The sequence below is a fragment of the Paenibacillus sp. NMA1017 genome (assembly GCF_058895805.1).
On record NZ_JBZXYR010000002.1, the window covers coordinates 171,324 to 191,001 of the forward strand.

19 protein-coding genes are annotated in these 19,678 nt (G+C 46.5%); all 19 read right to left on the reverse strand.

Going from position 1 to position 19,678, the window contains the following annotated elements:
* Positions 1 to 91 precede the first annotated feature (91 nt).
* The 19 genes from AC5ELV_RS05715 to panB all read right to left on the reverse strand — a co-directional run bounded on the left by AC5ELV_RS05715 (position 92) and on the right by panB (position 19,502).
* Positions 92 to 703 (reverse strand): flavin reductase family protein, encoded by a 612-nt coding sequence (locus tag AC5ELV_RS05715; protein ID WP_493429460.1) that lies wholly within the window; start codon positions 701 to 703, stop codon positions 92 to 94.
* A 165-nt stretch (positions 704 to 868) separates the two neighbouring features.
* Positions 869 to 1,651 (reverse strand): hypothetical protein, encoded by a 783-nt coding sequence (locus AC5ELV_RS05720; RefSeq protein WP_493429461.1) that lies wholly within the window; start codon positions 1,649 to 1,651, stop codon positions 869 to 871.
* Between the two features lies 1 nt (position 1,652).
* Positions 1,653 to 2,918, reverse strand: coding sequence for a multi-tm2 domain protein (locus tag AC5ELV_RS05725; RefSeq protein ID WP_493429462.1), 1,266 nt, complete (start codon positions 2,916 to 2,918; stop codon positions 1,653 to 1,655).
* 92 nt (positions 2,919 to 3,010) lie between these two features.
* Complete coding sequence (locus tag AC5ELV_RS05730) at positions 3,011 to 3,481, reverse strand: hypothetical protein (protein WP_493429463.1); 471 nt, start codon at positions 3,479 to 3,481, stop codon at positions 3,011 to 3,013.
* Complete coding sequence (locus AC5ELV_RS05735) at positions 3,478 to 4,110, reverse strand: RNA polymerase sigma factor (RefSeq protein ID WP_493429464.1); 633 nt, start codon at positions 4,108 to 4,110, stop codon at positions 3,478 to 3,480. The genes AC5ELV_RS05730 and AC5ELV_RS05735 overlap by 4 nt, the downstream gene beginning before the upstream one ends.
* Positions 4,111 to 4,166: 56 nt before the next feature.
* Entirely contained in the window at positions 4,167 to 4,895 is a 729-nt protein-coding gene (locus tag AC5ELV_RS05740) for a DnaD domain protein (protein WP_493429465.1), read from the reverse strand.
* 3 nt (positions 4,896 to 4,898) lie between these two features.
* Positions 4,899 to 6,194, reverse strand: a complete 1,296-nt coding sequence (asnS, locus tag AC5ELV_RS05745; protein WP_013310674.1) for an asparagine--tRNA ligase — start codon at positions 6,192 to 6,194, stop codon at positions 4,899 to 4,901.
* A gap of 132 nt (positions 6,195 to 6,326) precedes the next feature.
* Positions 6,327 to 7,523, reverse strand: a complete 1,197-nt coding sequence (locus AC5ELV_RS05750) for an acetate/propionate family kinase (protein WP_013310675.1) — start codon at positions 7,521 to 7,523, stop codon at positions 6,327 to 6,329.
* On the reverse strand, positions 7,520 to 8,392 hold the full coding sequence (locus AC5ELV_RS05755) for a 3-hydroxyacyl-CoA dehydrogenase family protein (protein WP_493429466.1): 873 nt from the start codon (positions 8,390 to 8,392) through the stop codon (positions 7,520 to 7,522). The genes AC5ELV_RS05750 and AC5ELV_RS05755 overlap by 4 nt, the downstream gene beginning before the upstream one ends.
* A gap of 136 nt (positions 8,393 to 8,528) precedes the next feature.
* The gene (locus AC5ELV_RS05760; protein ID WP_493429467.1) at positions 8,529 to 10,031 is read right to left on the reverse strand and encodes an AAA family ATPase; all 1,503 of its coding nucleotides are present in this window, start codon (positions 10,029 to 10,031) and stop codon (positions 8,529 to 8,531) included.
* Entirely contained in the window at positions 10,024 to 10,557 is a 534-nt protein-coding gene (locus AC5ELV_RS05765) for a hypothetical protein (protein WP_493429468.1), read from the reverse strand. Before AC5ELV_RS05765 ends, AC5ELV_RS05760 begins: the two co-directional genes overlap by 8 nt.
* A 449-nt stretch (positions 10,558 to 11,006) precedes the next feature.
* Complete coding sequence (locus AC5ELV_RS05770; protein WP_493429469.1) at positions 11,007 to 11,531, reverse strand: cell wall elongation regulator TseB-like domain-containing protein; 525 nt, start codon at positions 11,529 to 11,531, stop codon at positions 11,007 to 11,009.
* 37 nt (positions 11,532 to 11,568) lie between these two features.
* Positions 11,569 to 12,870, reverse strand: coding sequence for an amidohydrolase (locus tag AC5ELV_RS05775; protein ID WP_342444126.1), 1,302 nt, complete (start codon positions 12,868 to 12,870; stop codon positions 11,569 to 11,571).
* Positions 12,857 to 13,510: a redox-sensing transcriptional repressor Rex gene (locus tag AC5ELV_RS05780; protein ID WP_013310684.1), complete on the reverse strand. Its 654-nt coding sequence runs from the start codon at positions 13,508 to 13,510 to the stop codon at positions 12,857 to 12,859. Before AC5ELV_RS05780 ends, AC5ELV_RS05775 begins: the two co-directional genes overlap by 14 nt.
* A 44-nt stretch (positions 13,511 to 13,554) precedes the next feature.
* The gene (gene dinG, locus AC5ELV_RS05785; RefSeq protein ID WP_493429470.1) at positions 13,555 to 16,422 is read right to left on the reverse strand and encodes an ATP-dependent DNA helicase DinG; all 2,868 of its coding nucleotides are present in this window, start codon (positions 16,420 to 16,422) and stop codon (positions 13,555 to 13,557) included.
* Positions 16,423 to 16,576: 154 nt separating this feature from the next.
* The gene (locus AC5ELV_RS05790; RefSeq protein WP_493429471.1) at positions 16,577 to 17,209 is read right to left on the reverse strand and encodes a tetratricopeptide repeat protein; all 633 of its coding nucleotides are present in this window, start codon (positions 17,207 to 17,209) and stop codon (positions 16,577 to 16,579) included.
* An 82-nt stretch (positions 17,210 to 17,291) separates the two neighbouring features.
* Positions 17,292 to 17,675, reverse strand: coding sequence for an aspartate 1-decarboxylase (gene panD / locus AC5ELV_RS05795; protein ID WP_013371641.1), 384 nt, complete (start codon positions 17,673 to 17,675; stop codon positions 17,292 to 17,294).
* The gene (gene panC / locus AC5ELV_RS05800; protein WP_493429472.1) at positions 17,668 to 18,606 is read right to left on the reverse strand and encodes a pantoate--beta-alanine ligase; all 939 of its coding nucleotides are present in this window, start codon (positions 18,604 to 18,606) and stop codon (positions 17,668 to 17,670) included. Before panC ends, panD begins: the two co-directional genes overlap by 8 nt.
* Complete coding sequence (panB, locus tag AC5ELV_RS05805; protein WP_493429473.1) at positions 18,603 to 19,502, reverse strand: 3-methyl-2-oxobutanoate hydroxymethyltransferase; 900 nt, start codon at positions 19,500 to 19,502, stop codon at positions 18,603 to 18,605. Before panB ends, panC begins: the two co-directional genes overlap by 4 nt.
* Between the last annotated feature and the right edge of the window lie 176 nt (positions 19,503 to 19,678).

Here is a 19,678-nt window from a genome sequence, read left to right on the forward strand (position 1 = left end):
GATAGCACAGGAACGTTCTCTTTTTTATAATAAGGGTATTCTATTCTACTAGCGATCTAAAATCTTATGCATGCTGTAAAAAAAACGCCCCCTATTGGGGACGCTCCAGCGTGAATTGCTCTCCTAGCTTCGCATAGTTGTTTCCAGCCAACCGACTTACTGGACGCAACTCCTTGGCAATCACATATGTGTTTTGGTACGCTTCCTCCGACAAATGATACTGCACTACGCGTCCAATTAACAGATCACAGGCAGGTGAGTCCTCCTTGCCTCCCAACGGTATGACTTGTTCCAGAATACATTCCATGCGTATTTTCGCTTCTGTCACACCGGGAACTGCGATTTTTGTACTTTTGACCGGGGTAAGGCCTGCCAGTGCAACCTCACTCTCCTGTGGCAACAGACGGGAAGCCGTCACATTCACCGCTCCCACATTATCTTCGTCTGTGATATGTACAACAAATGCCTTGTGCTCCATCGCATTACGTGCTGTATCTTTGGATACTCCATCGACACGTTGTACGGATACAGACAGCAGTGGCGGTTCAGAGGCTACAATGGAAAAATAACTGAACGGCGCACCATTCAGCACCCCTTCGCTGCTCAAAGTCGTTACAAAGGCTACCGGCCTTGGGATGATACTTCCGGTCAACAGCTTATAATTTTCACGCCCTGTAAGCGTATCAGGATTCAACGAAATCATTTTTCTCCCTCATTTCCGATCTCAATCGCTATTCGATTGCACATCATCAAGTTTCGCCTGATAAGCAAATACACCATTTGCTAGCGACATAGATGACATCTCAGGCTTTCCTTTCAAGTATTGCGTGAATGATACGAAATGTAAAGTTGGAGCCGGAAGATCTCCCTATTTTTCAATTATATTTCCTCTGCTATCGCGCACAGTAACCGTAATTCCCTCAGGTACAGCAATCGTAACATCAAGCTGCTGCTGTGTCTGCATAAAACGTGTCGGAATTTGACCCAGTAATACATACAAGGTATCGCCGATTTGCTTGGTCTGATATAAATCTTGTCCCTTTATTTCGTCTTCTTTGCCTGTATATACATAACTTCCGAACACATGCACCTCCGGTGAGGTGGTAGCGTCAATTTTGACCGCATAAGGATCTTCTCCCTGTACAATCACCTTGGTCACTCCGGCAGGCAGTTTTTCATGCCAGTCTGGGAGAATCCTTGTTTCCTGAACTGAGCTCATCATTTCTCTGATTTGTGGAGTGATCCCCAATGAACTGACCAAGGCAAATCCGATACAGCAAAAAACTAATACCGCCGTAATAAACATACTGAATAAATCATAACGGATGCGCTCACGCGTCCCTTTCCAAGCAGTATACATTAAAATTTCCAATCCCAGTAAAACAAAAACGATAGGCCACCAGGTGAACGCCTGATCCAGTATGCCTGCTCCCCAAAACTTGGAGGCAAACGTTATGCCCCCCAGCAGGACAAGGAAAAGTCCCATTGACAGTCTTCCAACTTTCCACACCCCTGCCGGAGCGTTTGACGCTTTAGAGGAGCTACTTTTGTTAGATGATGTACCAAAGATACCCGTGGAGCCTCCTCCATCGCTATGAGGATGATGGACTCCCTTAAAGGGAGCCTCACTCTTTGAAAATTCAGTGTCCATTCTATTGCTTCTCCTTTGCCCGTTTAGATTTGGAATTACCGATCATCATCCAAATACCACCGCCGATCAACAATAAGGATACGATAATCGTCCGTAGATACATGTCAACCAAATTATAAATTTCTCCGTTCGGGAACAGACGATCCAGTGTGGGAACAAGTACGTTAATTAGGATGTAATATGCGCCCAGCAGCAGCAGCCCCAAGCCTACCCAGCGGTGATATTGAGCAAACATCCCGATCACAGGCTTGTCGATCAGCGGCTCCCGTCCATAACGGCTTAATTGCTGCAACGCATCAAAAAAACTGTAAAACCAGACCACCGGGATCAGGAACAAAAAGAGTGAAAGATGCAGCACGTCCAGTACATAGATGCCTCCTAAAAACAGAAGCATGAGCTGGAGTCCACGTTTTTGCAAACCGATATACATATGTCCAGCACCGGGAAATACCGATAAAATGGTAGCCAGCATTTTACTCCGCCGCCCCTCGACTCTTCCGTGCTCCAGTTCCTCAAACAAAGTCCGGTCTTGAAGAATTTCTCCCGTTTGTTTGCGATGTACATGCTGCACCGCGTCAAATATGCAATACAGCCAAATAATCGGCAATACGCCCGCAAACGCCATAAATCCGGATTCTTGAGTGATGCTACTAATAAAAACAAGGATCGCTCCAAAGCCAAAGAAAGATAGCAGAAAAGACAAACCACGCTGCATCAGCCCCAAATGAAGGTGTCCCAATCCAGGAATGAACGACAGCAAAATCGTAAAAAAGCGTTCATTGTCCGATCCTTTTTGAAAAGCAGGCGATCCTGCCATACCATAGTGTCCTTGTTGATAATAGTTATAGCCTGGGCCATAGCCCATTCCTGCTTCCGGTGCATCCGTATCTGCGTGTGTTGCCCCCTCCGGTACCTCTCCTGTTAAACCAGCCTGTCCATACGGTCCACTTTGCGAGTAAAAACCATATGGATTGGGTCCTGCATGAGGGGGATATGGAGCAGCGGCTGCACGAGGATCATAACGCAACAAGCTAATAATGATATGCAGCATACTTAGCCCCCAAAAAAGCGCGGCAACAAACATACTGGCCAATAAAGGTAGTTCGTCTCTTGATACTACCGAAAAAAATAATCCTCCCGCCAGACATCCAAAAAACAAAATGGTGTATACAAACGCATTGGCTTTTCTGGTCCAGTAATAGTGTCCCACACCGGGAATGATATTCAATAGAAATGCCAAAAGCTTGCTTCTTTCCGTATAAGGCATCGCTACACTTCCTTTCTATATTATGGGATTTTGATAAAGTCCCCATCTAAAGGTTGTTGTTTTTGAGTTTTTTCGTCTCACCCTTATCCGATTTAGGGCTTTAATTTGTCGAGCCAGGTTGTTGTAGCTCGCATGACCTCTTCACTGTAAGAAACGCGTTCTTTTGGAGGAATCGGCTTTCCGTCTGTTTGCGGCATCATTTTGTCAAAGGCTCCACTGGACAACAAGATCAACGTTAGGCTTGCGGCAACAACATAATGAAAAGCAGGTTTTTCAAACCAGCGGCGTTTTTTGAACATAACTTGACTCGGTTCAGCTTCTATCTCGGGAAGAACGGCCATTACCTGATCTGTGAAGCGCTCCGTATCCATCCAGGCAGAATAATCTTTCAAAGTTGAATCCAGTTGCTCCATTGCAGCAAGATACAACATCAGCGCCTGTTCGTCTTCCAGCAGAAGCTTTTCCAGCCGGGCAGATTCCTCTATCGTACAAGTTCCTGTAATGTAAGCGTGCCAGTCATTCGATTCCCCTTCAATCCACGGTTTATCCTGTTGGTCAGTCATTGCCATTCCTCCTCCTTCCAGTGGTTTCGAATCCATAGTCTCGCCCGATAGAGTCTCGACTCTACCGTTTTTAAAGCTACCTGTGTCTCTTCAGCAATTTGGTCGTAGGTTTTGCCCTGCATATAATAGGCTTGAATAATATCCCGATGTTGCTGGGGCAACTGTGCGATTTTTTGCGATAGTTCTATAATTTGCTCCTCGCGGATGAGACGGGCCAGCACATCCTCATCCCGGGAAGGGAGCTGTACAAGGGATTGTGCGACGTCTATAAGCTCTACGGGCCGTCTGTCCTGTTTGCGCTTGATATCCAGCGCTTTGTGAAGCGCAATTCGGCTCAGCCACGTTTTAAAACCTTCGTTCCGGTACTGGGGGAGAGACTTGTACACCTGAACGAATGCCTCCTGCGCGGCATCTTCTGCTTCCTTGCTGTCATGCAGTACCGAATAGGCGATATGAAATACATGCTTGCTGTACAGCTCTACGATCTCACGGAACGCCTGCCGGTCACCGGACCGTATTCGTTCAATGATTCTCTCTATATCAATGACGCTCTCCCCCTTCCCAATACTATAGACGCCAGGAAATTTCCTTCCCCTGCATATTTTCGAAAAAATATTTAAAAAGGACACACCCTCCTGACGGAATGGTGTGTCCTCTATCATTAAAGCCTATTTAGACCGATGTATTAATTGCGTCCGCCACCACGGAAACGCTGGGCGTATTCTTTGGCATCCTGTGCATTACGGACACGGTTTCGGCTCCACTCCAGCAAAATACGGTCTATATACCGGAAATGTACCTTCCCTGCAAATACCGCTTCCTTCAAAGCCAGCAAAATCAGCTCCTCGGGATACCGATCCTGATCCACCCAGCTGGTAATCGTCTCGTATTCCATCGGTGATAATGGTCGCCCGAATTCCTTCTCAAAAATCGTGAACAAATTCCGTTCTTCTGTAAGCGGCGATTCCGATATTCCATTCAGTAAATCCGGCTTTCCAGCAAACAAAATGTCATCTTCATCGTGCTGCTCCGTACGCTCGGCGATCATACATTCTGCTAACTTACGATACAGCCCCGCCAAGTTGTAACGTTCGAATTGTACAGATGAGCTGCGGTCTTCTACGGAATCGATTCTCAAAAACCCTTCTTTCATGAGCTTACTGAAATAAAGCGCGATTTCGTTCGCAGTGCATCCGATACGGGTCTGCAATTGTTCCCAAGTCGGAAATTCATTACGTTCCGCTTGTTTAAAGGCAAGCAACTGCATCAATAGCAGCATTTCGCCATCTGTCAGCCGAAGTGTCCGATAATGCTTGAGCAGGGCGTAGGGAATCTGGACCATTCCGGCTTCCATAGCAAAGGCTACTCCCTCCGCCCATTCTGCCGCTGATGTCTTGTCGAATGATCCTGTCATCGATTACGGATACAAACGATACAGCATACGTGGGAACGGAATCGTTTCACGTACATGATCGAGTCCACAAATCCATGCTACAGTACGCTCCAGGCCCAGTCCAAAGCCGGAATGCGGAACGGTACCATAGGTGCGCAGATCCATATACCATTGGTAGGCTTCACGAGCCAAGTTATGCTCGTTAAAACGTTCTTCCATCAATGCTGGATCATCAATCCGTTGGGAACCCCCGATAATTTCGCCATAGCCTTCAGGAGCGATCATATCGGCACACAGAACAACCTCTGGTCGGGTCGGGTCTGGTTTCATATAGAATGCCTTAATGTGAGTCGGCCAATGTGTAATGAACACAGGCTTGTTATATCTTTCGGCAATCGCCGTTTCATGAGGAGCACCAAAGTCTTCCCCCCATGGGATATCGAAACCTTCGCCTTGCAGGAAGGCAATCGCCTCATCATACGTAATACGTGGGAATTCGCCTTGAATTTGCTCCAGCTTCGAAACATCGCGTCCGATTGTTTCAAGCTCCTTCGCACAATTTTTCAGAACAGACTGTACGATATGGCTTACAAACTGTTCCTGAACGCGCAAGGACTCTTCATGATCCACAAAAGCCATCTCAGGCTCGATCATCCAGAACTCAATTAAGTGACGACGTGTTTTGGACTTTTCCGCACGGAATGTTGGACCAAAGGAATATACTTTGCCCAGTGCCATTGCCGCAGCTTCCATGTACAACTGTCCGCTTTGTGTCAAATACGCATCTTCGTCAAAATATTTAATGTGGAACAATTCTGTTGTACCTTCTGCAGAGGAAGGAGTCAAAATAGGTGGGTCCACCTTCGTAAAGCCGTTGCCGTTAAAAAATTCCTGTACAGCACGGATAATTTCCGCCCGTACGATCAGAACAGCACGTTGCTTGGCAGAACGCAGCCACAAGTGACGATGATCCATTAGGAAATCTACACCATGCTCTTTGGGTGTAATCGGGTAGTTTTCGGTCAAATGAATAATTTCAATGCCTGTAACCGTTAATTCAAAGCCCGATTGGCTACGCGGTTCTTCACGCACCACTCCAGTAACGTAAAGGGAGCTCTCTTGAGTCAAGGATTTGGCGTCATTCCAAATATCCTCGGACACTTCGCTTTTTACGATAACCCCTTGAATATAGCCGCTACCATCGCGCAGTTGCAGGAACTGAATTTTACCACTAGATCGTTTATTGTTTACCCAAGCGCCGATTGTAACCGTTTCCCCTACATGGCGGCCCACTTGGGCAATCGTACTTTTATTCGTCATGACCGTCTCTCTCCTCTTAACCGAAAATCAAACAGCCCTTCCCCCTGGGTCAGGCTGTTTGCTCTCGCTGTTTGGTGCATGCGAAACTTAAACAATAGTCCGCATGCATAAAGTTTATACTTTCGAACCGAACTACTGAACCAGACGGAACGTGTCGCGGGCAATAACTAGTTCTTCGTTCGTCGGAATGATCAGTACTTCTACCTTTGAATTTGCAGTTGTAATCCGGCGAGGCTCGCCAGAACGAATAGCATTCAACGATTCATCCAGCTCGATACCAAGGAATGTCAGTTGCTCCAACACTCTCTTACGCAGAACGATGGAGTTCTCGCCCACACCTGCTGTAAATGCAATTACGTCTACCCCGTTCATTGCGGCAGCATACGATCCAATGTATTTGCGTAGACGGTATTCATACATTTCGAATGCCAATGTAGAATTAGCTTCGCCTTTTTCCATACCTTCTGTGATTTCACGCATGTCACTGCTGATACCGGAGATAGCTAAAAGTCCACTATGCTTGTTCAGCATGGAATTGACTTCATTGACAGTCAATTCTTCTTTGTTCATGACATAAGGTACGATTGCTGGGTCCAAATCACCACTACGAGTACCCATCATAAGACCTTCCAGTGGAGTCATACCCATGGAAGTATCAACAGACAAACCGCCTTGAACTGCTGTTACACTACCACCATTACCGATATGACAAGTGATAATCTTCAGGTCTTCCAAAGGACGACCAAGGAATTTGGCTGCTTCCTTACTTACAAAATCATGGGAAGTGCCGTGTGCACCGTAACGACGAACCTTGTACTTATTGTACAACACTCTTGGAATGGCGTACATATAAGCTTTTTCAGGCATGGTTTGATGGAACGAGGTATCAAATACCACAACCTGCGGTACATCTGGCATATTCAATTCAGCCGCTTTAATCCCCATCATGGAAGCAGGGTTATGCAGTGGCGCCAGGTCAAACAAGCGGCGGATTTCACTCTTCGCTTCAGGCGTTACAACTGCTGACTGCTTGAAGATTTCGCCTCCATGAACTACACGGTGGCCCACAGCCTGAATTTCGCTAGTACTGGAGATTACGCCATGTTCAGCATCTGTGAGTGCATTCAGCACTTTACGGATGGCTGTAGTATGCTCCAAAATTTCGCTAACTTCAGTGTATTCTTCTTTATTGGTTGGCTTATGCGTCAGAATGGAGGAATCCATACCGATACGCTCTACCAATCCTTTTGCCAGAACGGACTCGTCCGTCATATCATACAATTGATATTTCAGGGAAGAACTCCCTGCATTGATTACGAGAATTTTCATATCCGGTCACCATCCTTGTCGTACTTAAAGAAGCCTTCGCCCGATTTCACGCCCAGATTACCTGCACGCACCATTTTCTTCAGCACGATGGACGGACGATATTTCAATTCGCCGAATTCGCGGAACATACGCTCCAGAGCAGCCAAAACGGAATCCAGACCAAAGCGGTCAGCCATTTCCAAAGGACCACTTTGGAAATTGTAGCCAATTCGCATAGCGTCATCGATATCTTCAGCGGAAGCTACACCCTCTTGAAGTACATGAGCCGCCTCGTTAATCAGCAGACAGATAATCCGGCTTGTTACGAATCCAGGAGATTCATAAATCATGACTCCTTTTTTCTCCACTATCTCTTCCACGAACATTTTAGTGTTTTCAAATGTATCGTCCGAAGTTTTCAAACCACGAATAATTTCTACAAGATCAATGCGGGATACTGGATAAATAAAGTGCATACCAATAACACGCTCGGGATACTTGGTCGAGCTAGCAAGCTCGGTCAGGCTCAGCGTGGATGTATTACTTGCAAGAATAATATTGCTTGGACACACATGGTCCAGTTCTTGGAATACTGCTTTCTTCTCGTCCAGATTCTCTGTAATAGTCTCAATGACCATATCACAGCTACCAAGCTCCGCCAAATGGGATACTTTTTGAATACGGGATAAGATCAACTTTTTCTCAGCTTGAGTAATTGCCCATTTTTCCAGTTGTTTGTCCAGACTCGTTTCAATCATATTGTAGGCGTAGTCTAGTTTCTCTGGTGTCTGCTCTACCAGCAGCACATCGATTCCTTTGGACGCGAGCATTTCAGAAATCCCCTGTCCCATGGTGCCGCCGCCGATGACGCCGATTTTTTTAAATTGCATGATTCTTTACTCCACCCTTTCCTGGTCACTCTCATATATTGTATCCTTCTTTGTCGAAAAATACATGTTTATGTCCCAATAGATAATAATATCTTAGCACGGACTAAAAGTAAAAAAAAATAACCAGCATAAAAAATTATGCTGGTAATAAAGCATTTTCACTAAATTGACATCTAAATTGGTCTCCAGACAGAGTTTCTTCCTTCATCAGAATGTCAAGCGAGTTGTCGAACACAGGACGATGCTTTTCCAGCAACTCCAAAGTTCGGGTGTGCAGGTCATCCATAATCTCGCCATTTTCCCGCATAAGTTCTTCTTTGGTTACCATTTCCATGTTAATAATGCCAAGTGAAGTCAAACCGGAAGTCATCATCGTATGGACGATGTTCAGCGCCTGCTCAAAATCATTACTAGAGCCGGTACTTCGACCACCATAGTACATTTCTTCTGCCGTAGCCCCTGCAAGCGAGATCATAATCTGCTCCTCCAGGTACTGCTTGGTGTATAAATAATGCTCTTGCTGTGGATTGTGGCGCACATACCCAAGCGCTTTCCCACGTGGGCTAAGTGCTACCTGGCTTACGCTACCAGGACGAACAATTTCGGCCATAATAGCATGTCCTAGTTCATGAATCGCTACACGTTTTTTCTCTTCCAACGTCGATTCTCGATCTGTCTTTTCACCCATCATCACTTTGTCAATTGCCATCGACAGATGTTTCTGCGCAATCATTTTCTGATCCTGTCTCATCGCATAGATTGCCGCTTCATTCATTACGCTCTCCAGCTGTGCGCCAGAAAAACCGTAAGATTCCTCAGCAATTTTGTCCAGATTCGCATCTTCCTGAATCGGTTTGTTTTTGGCATGAATTTTAAGAATATGAAGACGCCCCTTCTTATCAGGCAAATCCACTTGAATATGACGGTCAAAACGCCCTGGACGCGTTAAGGCGCTGTCCAGCATTTCTTTACGGTTTGTTGCCGCAATGATCAAAATCCGCGGTGTATCTACCGAATAAATACCATCCATTTCTGTCAGCAACTGATTCAAAGTCTGATCATATTCTCGTTGCTGGCCACCCTCACGTTTACCACCAATTACGTCGATTTCGTCAATAAAAATAATTGCATTTTCCTTCTTTTCCTTGGCTGCACGAGTACGCGCCTCCCGGAACAACTCACGCACACGACCTGCTCCAACACCAACGTACATTTCAACAAATTCACTACCTGAGGCTGCAACAAAAACAGAATTAGTATAGTGTGCCGCTGCCTTCGCCATCAGTGTTTTTCCTGTTCCCGGAGGGCCTGTGAGCAAAACGCCTTTTAATGGACGGATACCAAACTTGGAGATTTCATCATGTCGATTCAAAAAATCCAAGGCCTCACGCAGCTCCTGCTTAGCGCTTTCTTGCCCACCGATTTCCTCAAAAGTCAGCTTGTCCGGACCATTTTTTTTACGTTTACGTTCTTGCCCAGCACCTACGGCCAAGCCTCCACGAGCATGCATGAGCATTAACAAGCCGCTGAACATCACACCAGCAACTAGAAGAGGGATAATATTTACCCCAATAAAAACGAGAAATATAATGGTTACCGGCACAATGCCGATTAATATTTCCTTGATCCATCTAGGCATTAGGCCATACCCCCATTTGCTGAGATTGACGTGGCAAAACGATAAACTTGGTCGCTTTACCTTCGCTGAGTCGGATATAGACATTATTCGAATCCATGTCGGTATCAGCTTTGATACCCGTCTTTTTCTTTTTCATCTGCTCAACTGTAGATGAAATTTGAGTATACTTTCTATTTTCCATCGCTTCCGCTACAGGAAACATAGCCTCAGACCACCATTGATTCAGTGCTGAATTAGAACGATCTGCAATATCCAGCTTAATGGTGCGGCTGCCAATGATGGATTGTCCTTTTTGCTTAACCACATCGACCAATCCGGCCACATCCGCCTGCGGTTTGAGATCTAGTTTCAATACGAGCTGATCCTGTTTAATATCTATTTGAGCGCTTGTCACGCCTGGATATTGAGAAACTATTTTTTCCAGAGGACTTTGCATTGTAACCTGACGGTAAATGAACCATCCTCCAAACAGCAGCAAAGCTGCCAAAACTGCCGCCACAACGATAGGAACTGCACGCAATTTCAAACAACATCCTCCTCTCAAAATGTAAAACCCAGAAGAAACGGGACGAATGTCAACAAACAACCAAATTGCATGATCTTACAGTGATCAGCAATTCTTTTTTCTATCATTTTTGTCTATCACTTATAAAATATAGTATATCATAACGTATATCTAATATCGAAGGCAATGTGTGGAGGAGTTGGGGTTGGGCAAAATCATTGGTTATGGGTGAAAGGGTGAGACGCTGCGTGTAGGATTTGATCTTACGTTCGCTGCTGCCCGCCATAAAGATGAATTTGCCTTAGGAGAGAAGTTGGGTAGGTAAAGATGCTTCGCTGGCTTTCAGCCCCAGCTTTGCGGCATAGCAAGACTAAAAGACGTAAATACGAATTTCATCGCATTTACGTCTTTTTCTTGAGCTTTTAATCATTTACTCGTCATTCATTCCACATCGCTAATCCTCAACCAGCTCAGTTATTGGGCAAAGTATACTTTACACCCGTCGCTACCCCATCTGAGAAACGATAAAATGTATAGTAATGATGGCTTCCATCATCGTAAAAAAGCTGCCACACATATTCGCCATTGAACACACTCGGCTGGAGGCTTATAATTTTTACACCTGGAAGCTGCTGCTGAATTAGCGCCGTCATTTTTTGCTCGTCGACTCCGTTCTTCAGCAACTCGGTATGAACACCGCTATTATCTGCGGCAGGTACATTAGGTTGTCCTTCCACTTTTTGAAAAGGAACCCACACCATTATATTTTCATTCTGTGCATTTTTCCCTTGAACCACCCAATATACCTGATCCCACACAGACTTCCATGTTTGAGTCGTACTAACCAGACCACCTGATTGCTTGGCCTTAATGATAGCGGCATTTTTCTCAGCCACCTGGTCTTGAGTAACATAGGAATAATACCAGAAAATGCTGACCAGGATCAGTATCACGGCCAATATGGCGACCGCTATCCATTTTTTCTTATTTTTCAAACCCGTGCTTCCTCTCTAAGGGGATGTGACACCTGAATTAGCGCGACAGCAGCCCTTCAAAGGCGGCTTGTGCCTCATGTTTGATACGTTCCTCGTCCATAGTCAGGCATTCGCCGTTTTTTACAACCTGACGACCGTCTACCCACACATGAGCCACGTCCTTGGCGCTTGCAGAGTATACCGCATGGGAAATAAGATCTGTGCGCGGCAAGAAATGTGCCTGATTCAGATCCAGCGCGATAAAGTCAGCCTTGTTGCCTGCTGCCAACGCTCCTACTTCTTTTAAACCAATCGACTTTGCACCGTATTCTGTTGCCAGACGCAGCGCTTCACTTGCAGGAACTGCCGTAGGGTCACCGGATACACCCTTGTGAATAAGTGCCGCCAGACGCATTTCCTCGAACATATCCAGGTTGTTATTGCTGGCAGGACCATCCGTTCCGAGAGAAACAGTAACCCCTGCACGCAGCAATTCAGGCACTCTTGCCACACCACTTGCCAGCTTCAAGTTGCTACCTGGATTGTGCGAAACTGCTACACCACGTTCCGCCAGTAGAGCTATTTCTTCGTCGTTCAAATGAACGCCATGAGCAACAAGCGAAGGACGGGAGAAAAAGCCAAGCTTATCCAAGTGTGCAACTGGACGCAAACCGTAGTCTCGTACGTTTTGCTCAACTTCGGCGATCGTCTCAGACATATGCGTATGCAGCGGCAAATCGAGATCATGCGCAGCTTGTACGAATTTTTCAATAAATGCAGGGGGACATGTATATGGCGCATGCGGTGACATCATCGTTGTAATACGGCCGTCTGCTTTACCGTGCCAGTTACGCGCAAAAGTCACGGCCTCAGCCAGCTTGATCCGCTGTTCTTCCTCCGAACATAGTCCAATTGCTCCACGCATCAGACTTGCACGAATACCTGACTCTTCAGCTACACGAGCCACCTCATCCATATGATCGTACATGTCCAGGAAGGTCGTTGTCCCACCTTTCAGCATTTCCAGCACAGACAAGGATGTGCCCCAGTACACGTCTGTAGATGTAAACTTGGCTTCCATAGGCCACATTTTTTCCTGAAGCCATACTTGAAGTGCCAAATCATCTCCATGCCCACGCAGCAGAGACATCGCCGCATGACCATGAGTATTGATCAGACCAGGTAAAAACAATAAGCCCTTACCATCAATCGCTTCCGTCTCTTCCTCACCCGCAGGCAAGGTTTCGCCAATATAAGTAATACGACTATCCTCCACAATCATAAAACCATGGATTACCCCAGCTTCTGATCCATTTACGGCAAAAGAGCCGTTTTTAATCATCCATTTATTCACTGTCATATTGTGTTTCTTCCTTTCCGTCCTCCAGATAATAAGCGAGGCTAAGCAAATCAGTTGTAAAGTCTGTGGCATGAATCCGAATGTTGGCCGGTGCCTTGAGAGTAGTCGGTGCAAAATTCAGGATTGCTCCAATTCCGCTCTCAATAAGCCTATCAGCCACGTGCTGTGCTTCAAAATCAGGTACGGTAATAATCCCAATTCGAATGTTTTTTTCTTTCACAGTCGCTTCCAGTTCATCCATCGGTTGAACGACCAAAGTATTGATCTTGGTTCCTACCTTATCCGGAAACGCATCAAATACCGCTACAATCTTCATATTGTCTTTTAAATAAGCGTTATAATTCGAAAGGGCTTGCCCCAGATTACCCGCTCCGACCAATACTACATTAATTTGCTGGTCAATTTTCAGGATATGGCGTATTTTTTCAATTAGATAAGAAACATCATAACCGATACCCTTCCGACCAAAATCTCCAAAATAGGCGAGATCTTTACGGATTTGGGCCGGGTTCAAATCTAGCCTCTGTCCCAACTCTTGAGAAGAGACCGTAGCCACCTCCCGTTTGTGCAGTGCATTCAGATAACGTAAATATACGGGTAACCTCCGTACGACAGCCTCTGAAATTTTATCTGATTTCATACTTGCTCCCCCTAATTGTAACGAACATACTCAGTGTCCGTCCGTTATGCCTCGGTCTCCGGGGCGGATTGGAGCCATTCGGCGATGCGGGGCACCATTTGCTCCGATGGCATATGCTCCATTTTTGGTCCCGGTAACGAGTACAAAAAGTGCTTTCCATAATAGGATTCGATCACACGCGTATCATAAACGATAACGACCCCGTGGTCGCTCGCTGTACGTACCAACCGCCCAAATCCCTGTTTGAAGCGAATGACCGCTTGTGGTACAGACAGCTTCATAAATGGATTCTTCTTCTGCTGCTGAAGCAGCTCGCTTTTTGCCTCCAGCAACGGGTGATTTGGCGGTTGAAACGGCAAACGAACAATGGCCAGACAAGTCAGTGCCTTCCCCGGAATATCGACGCCTTCCCAGAAGCTACTGGTTCCCAGCAATACAGAAGCTTTGGCTTCCTGAAAACGGCGGGTTAACTTGCTGCGACTCCCACTGTCCACGCCTTGTCCCAGCACAGTAATTTCGCTGGATGCTAACGCCTCTTTGAGCGGCTCATAAACTTGCCGGAGCATCCGATAGGAAGTAAACAGAACAAGCATTCTCCCCCGCGTCGCCTGAGCAGTCGCTCCTAGAGAGCTAACGAGCATATCTACAAAATGTGCATCTCCTACACTGCCCTTCACACTTGGAAAATCCCGTGGAATGACCAGCAACACCTGATCCCTGTAATTAAAGGGTGACGGGAGCTGCGAAGTCATCAGCCGCTCTTGATCTGCGGCCTCCTGCAAGCCGAGCTGATCGATCATGTACTGAAACGACTTATCTACCGATAAGGTAGCAGACGTCAGAATAATGCTTCTTTTTTTGTCAAAAAACATTTCTTTCAACTGGCGGCTCACATCGACGGGCACCGCATAAAATTGTAATGATTTACTACGGAATTGCCCACTCGCTTCAAGCCAGTATACGGTTGTTTCATCATCAAGTCGCATAAAAAAGCGCAAATTTTCTCGGATCCCCGCCAAATCCTTGAGCAGACCCGTAATATCTGTAATGAGGCTATCAGCTGCATAATCGTCATGTTCTTCCTTGACGTCCAGCATCAGCTTGTCGCCCTTGCGCAAAATTTCACTCATCGTTACATATAGCTGATTTTCCAAAGCTCCCGCCTGATCCCACTTTGCAGGCTTGGCCGAAGGTTTGAGACGGGAAGAAAACTGGCCTGTTTCACCCGGTGTTGCATCGCTTCGCTCTGGCAACATGCCAAACAGCTTGTCGCTTAGCAGGTCCCATGTTTCCTTCACCTCTAACACGAGCGGATACATCTGGTCGATGGTTGAGGCCCAATCCGCCGACTTCTCGTGCCCCGATTTCGCCAACTGTTGACGAAGTGAAGGCAGTTGTCCATTCTTGCTGTCTTTGAACAGTCGCGTCAGTGTATGCACGAGTGTGAAATATTTCATATGCATACCTAGGTGATTACCAGCTACTTCCTCCAGATGATGGGCTTCATCAATCACCAGATGTTCATAGCTCGGCAACAGCTGATGACTTGCTTTGACGTCTGTGAACAACTTAGAGTGATTCGTAATAACGACATCCGCTATTCCTGCTTCATGGCGTGCACGATGATAATAACATTTGCGGAACCATGGGCAAGAACGACCAAGACAGGACTCTGAATCACTCGCCACCGTTTCCCAGAAATCCCCTCCACGGTTGCTCAGGTTTAGTTCTTCATCATCACCGGTTTCTGTTAGCGTCAACCAGACGATCATCTGAGCCGCTGTAATTAAATCTTCCTTCGGTGTCGCGAAGTCTCTTCTGTTTATTTTATGTTCAAACTTACGCAGACACAAATAATGTCCCCGACCCTTGAAAATAGCAGCCCGGAACGGAAACGGAATCACCTTGGTCAGCATCGGAATGTCGCGCTCGCGTAATTGCTCCTGTAGGTTGATCGTATGTGTACTTACCATAACGCGCTGTCCTTTTTTTACACTGTGATACAGTGATGGGAGCAAATAACCGAGGGATTTTCCTGTTCCTGTACCTGCTTCGATCAGTAGATGCTTGTCTTCACTCAGTGCCTGATTTACACCCTCAATCATCTGTATCTGTGCCTCGCGCTCCTCATATTGGCTCAAGGATGAACGCAAATTGTCCCGCACATCATCCATGTACTCCTCAAAGGAAACACCTGACAGTGGATTCGGGTCATCTTCTTTACGCGGAGCAGCTAGCTCCGTCCAATCTTCCACTTTTAGCGCAAGCTGACGAAAAAACTGATGTCCCTCCAAATCCTGAATAGGATCAAGCTCTTTCTCTTCACGCACCCCATCAAGAAACCATCCAAGGTCACTGTCTTCCTCTGCAAACAAATCGCTTAGCCGCTGTATCGTTATCAGAGGTAATGCTTGAAGCTCACCCAGACACTTTAAAAACACCTCAGCCGTAGCCAACGCGTCGCTGTCTGCTTGGTGAGGGCGATCATGCGCCAGCCCGAACTCAGAAGACACAAAACCCAACTGATAAGAAGATAGCGATGGAAACATAATTTTCAGAAAATCCATTGTATCCAAGATTCTTCCGCTAAACGGCAAATATCCGCACCGATCCAGAGCGTTTTGCAAAAAATTAAAATCAAACGCCACATTATGACCGACCAGTACAACATCGTCCAGCATAGGCACGAGCTCCATCATCATTTCTTCAAGTGCAGGAGCATCCTTAACGTCATCGTCTGTAATTCCGGTCAATCCGGAGATAAAAGGTGGAATAGATCTGCCAGGGTTTACATAAGAGCCATAAACACGGGAAATGCTGTTATCATGATCTATAATTGCAAGTCCGACTTGAATGATGTCATCCGCGGACTGGGTGCCTGTCGTTTCAAAATCCAATACCGCAAATTTCATTCGGGCTAATCCTTTCTTATGACACTTACAAAAATAATAACTCTGTATATTAGCATAGCAGAAGATCGCCTGTTTGGAAATTAAGACAGCCAAAAAAGACGATGCACACGCCGCCTGAGAGGTGGGCATGCATCGTCTTACTCGGTGTCTGACACTACATCCAGGTCATCATGGAGTTGTCGTATCGAAGCTTTTCGGTACCGGACAGACAGGCTTCCATATTGTGCAGCGGCTCGGGTAACGCAGGATCGAACTGATGTGCGAGAGCAAAACATTTTTGCGCCTCCTCTACGTCAGCCTGCTTTGCCAACAGACAGCCTAGCGCATTATAGATGACCGCCTTTAGTCCTGCCTGGTCAGTCAGGTCCAGCACCTTCTGAAAATGGCATACAGCCTCTGCTGAATCATCTAGTTGAAAATAAGCCATTCCCATATACATGCGACTCTGCCAGCTGTTCGGAAAATGCTGTAGTACCTGCTCAAATTGTTGGATCGCCTCAGGGTACATGAGTAATCGATAATACCCTTGCCCCCGATTAAAAGCTGGCAGCTCTTTTTCAGGCAGCTCCATGCCAGACATATCAGTCTCCGCGGAAAACCCGGCTGCACGCAGGCAAACCATTTTTTCCTCAAAGGCCAGCCACTCATCCATAATTCCGTCACTCATTCTCCGCAGCAGACTCCAGTGCTGTAGCAGCTCCTGCCTGCGGGAGCCCTGGGCTGATGGGTAATGCTTCACGATATCATCTAACATGCTGTTCATTTCTGCGAATACATGCTGGAACATGCGCATCCCGCCCTTATGAAAGATGGATTAATACACTCACATTTTTCGCTTAAAAGACGGGTTTCATCCGTACTCCCATTCATTACATGATCGTCGCGTGTACTTCTTTGTTCATCGTTTGGGCTGGTTTATTATGTTCATCAACAAATACCACTGTTGGTTTGTATGTTTTGGCCTCTTCATTTGACATGGAAGCATAGGAAATAATAATGACTGTATCACCAGGCTGCACCAAACGGGCTGCCGCACCGTTGAGACAGATCACTCCGCTCCCACGAGGTCCGGGGATAACATAGGTTTCCAGTCGAGCTCCATTGTTATTGTTTACAATTTGAACCTTTTCATTCTCCAACAGATCCGATGTCTCCATGAGATCTTCATCTATAGTGATACTCCCCACATAGTTCAGGTTAGCTTCCGTAACCGTAGCGCGGTGAATTTTGGATTTCATCATGGTTCTAAACATGGGAAAGCACCTCCGCCTTCTGTATTCTTATATTGTCAATCAGTCGGGTATTGCCAAATTTCACAGCCAGCGCTACGATGACGTCTTCCTCAACATCACATAGCCGCTGCTCGGGAAGAAGGGGCTCCAGACCGGGAAAAGTTAATATTTCAATGTAATCAATATCTGCTAAAGGAGAGGAAGTAATGATGGACTCCACCATTTGATGTAACTGACGAATCGTAATTGTGTTTGTTACTATATCTTCGCTCACTTCCTGCACCTTACGCAGTGACTGGGACAGCACCAATGCCTGCTCGCGCTGTTCTGCACTTAAATACACGTTACGGGAGCTGAGGGCCAAACCATCCGCCTCTCTGACGATGGGACAAGGTACGATAGTCACGTTCATATTGAGATCAGTCACCATCTGCTGGAGCACAGCAACCTGCTGCGCGTCCTTCATCCCAAAAAAGGCCAAATCAGGACCTATCATGTTAAAAAGCTTGGCTACCACCGTAGTCACACCATCAAAATGGCCGGGACGGGAAGCACCGCACAAGCGATCTGTCAAAGCGGATACACGAACTTTGGTTTGGGTTGGTTGTGGATACATTTCTGCTACAGTTGGCAAAAAAACAATATCCACGCCTTCGCGCCGCGCTACCTCCAAATCACGAGCTTCATCGCGAGGATAGCTGTCTAGATCTTCATTTGGTCCAAATTGAATCGGATTTACGAAAATGCTAAGCACCACCGTATCTGCCATTTCACGCGCCTTGTGCATCAAGCTCGCATGTCCTTCATGCAGGTATCCCATCGTTGGTACAAAGCCGACTTTATGTTGCTGTAAAGAGGCAGAACCGTGTACTGTTTTTGCTCCGTTTGTCCCAAGCTGCCGACGTTCAGCAATAATCTTGCGCAACTGAGCCACTTCTCTTACGATGATCATGGCCGAGATTCCACCTTTTCCTTAGCTTGTTCTTGTGTCTGTCCTTTTGCCTTACCGTACAGGGATTCCACAACGCGGTCATCCGCGCTGAACACATGCTCCGCTGCTGGAAATGCCCGCCCTTTCACATCACTCACATATTGCTCAATGCTGCTACGGATCAAGCCGGCTACATCGGCATAGGTTTTAACAAAGCGTTTGCTGAAATAAGGCGATGCGTACTGAATCAGATCGTGATAAACGAGTACTTGACCGTCACATCCACGTCCAGCACCAATCCCAATGGTTGGTATGGAAAGTTCTTTAGAAATCGCTGTTGCCACTTCCTCAGTTACCAGTTCCAGTACAATGCCAAAAGCACCCGCCTGCTCCAGCGCCTTGGCGTCCGCCATCAACCGGCGTGCGTCTGCTTCGTCTTTGCCTTGAATGCGATAGCCGCCAATTTGATTAACCGACTGCGGAGTAAGCCCGATATGTCCCAGTACAGGCACACCTGCCTGTACAGTTGCTTTTACGATATCGGCAATTTCAGCTCCGCCCTCCAATTTAACAGCATGCACATGTCCTTCCTGCATCAGACGACGGATGCCCTGAAGACTTTCTGATACACTGCCGTGATATGTCATAAAAGGCATGTCCGCTACGATAAATGTATGTTCTGCGCCTCTGGCGACTGCCCGGGAATGGTACACGATATCGTCCAAGGTTACGGGGATGGTTGAATCGTAACCAAGAACTACGTTACCTAGCGAGTCACCCACGAGAATCATGTCAATTCCCGCCTCCTCGGCTATTTTAGCCGATGGATAATCATAGGCGGTCAGCATACTGAGCGGAATGCCCTCTTGCTTCATTTTTTTCATTTTCACAATATTCAGTGCTTGTTTTCCTGCCATTGCGAATGGCTCCCTTCCATCTTTTTTTGGCACAAAAAATAACCTTTTATGAACGCCTGTACATCTGCGTCATCAAAAGGTCCGAACAGCCAAAAAAGACACTCATTTTGAGATCGTCCCTTCTGTCTCGGTCCTGTTCGGCTCAGAGCAGAATCCAACGTAACCTTCAAATGAAG

What these genes read in the sequence shown, in the direction of transcription:
- AC5ELV_RS05715 (WP_493429460.1), bottom strand. Translation starts at nt 703, where the DNA reads ATGATTTCGTTGAATCCTGATACGCTTACAGGGCGTGAAAATTATAAG.
- AC5ELV_RS05720 (WP_493429461.1), bottom strand. Translation starts at nt 1,651, where the DNA reads ATGGACACTGAATTTTCAAAGAGTGAGGCTCCCTTTAAGGGAGTCCAT.
- AC5ELV_RS05725 (WP_493429462.1), bottom strand. Translation starts at nt 2,918, where the DNA reads ATGCCTTATACGGAAAGAAGCAAGCTTTTGGCATTTCTATTGAATATC.
- AC5ELV_RS05730 (WP_493429463.1), bottom strand. Translation starts at nt 3,481, where the DNA reads ATGACTGACCAACAGGATAAACCGTGGATTGAAGGGGAATCGAATGAC.
- AC5ELV_RS05740 (WP_493429465.1), bottom strand. Translation starts at nt 4,895, where the DNA reads ATGACAGGATCATTCGACAAGACATCAGCGGCAGAATGGGCGGAGGGA.
- asnS (WP_013310674.1), bottom strand. Translation starts at nt 6,194, where the DNA reads ATGACGAATAAAAGTACGATTGCCCAAGTGGGCCGCCATGTAGGGGAA.
- AC5ELV_RS05750 (WP_013310675.1), bottom strand. Translation starts at nt 7,523, where the DNA reads ATGAAAATTCTCGTAATCAATGCAGGGAGTTCTTCCCTGAAATATCAA.
- AC5ELV_RS05755 (WP_493429466.1), bottom strand. Translation starts at nt 8,392, where the DNA reads ATGCAATTTAAAAAAATCGGCGTCATCGGCGGCGGCACCATGGGACAG.
- AC5ELV_RS05760 (WP_493429467.1), bottom strand. Translation starts at nt 10,031, where the DNA reads ATGCCTAGATGGATCAAGGAAATATTAATCGGCATTGTGCCGGTAACC.
- AC5ELV_RS05775 (WP_342444126.1), bottom strand. Translation starts at nt 12,870, where the DNA reads ATGACAGTGAATAAATGGATGATTAAAAACGGCTCTTTTGCCGTAAAT.
- AC5ELV_RS05780 (WP_013310684.1), bottom strand. Translation starts at nt 13,510, where the DNA reads ATGAAATCAGATAAAATTTCAGAGGCTGTCGTACGGAGGTTACCCGTA.
- dinG (WP_493429470.1), bottom strand. Translation starts at nt 16,422, where the DNA reads ATGAAATTTGCGGTATTGGATTTTGAAACGACAGGCACCCAGTCCGCG.
- AC5ELV_RS05790 (WP_493429471.1), bottom strand. Translation starts at nt 17,209, where the DNA reads ATGTTCCAGCATGTATTCGCAGAAATGAACAGCATGTTAGATGATATC.
- panD (WP_013371641.1), bottom strand. Translation starts at nt 17,675, where the DNA reads ATGTTTAGAACCATGATGAAATCCAAAATTCACCGCGCTACGGTTACG.
- panC (WP_493429472.1), bottom strand. Translation starts at nt 18,606, where the DNA reads ATGATCATCGTAAGAGAAGTGGCTCAGTTGCGCAAGATTATTGCTGAA.
- panB (WP_493429473.1), bottom strand. Translation starts at nt 19,502, where the DNA reads ATGGCAGGAAAACAAGCACTGAATATTGTGAAAATGAAAAAAATGAAG.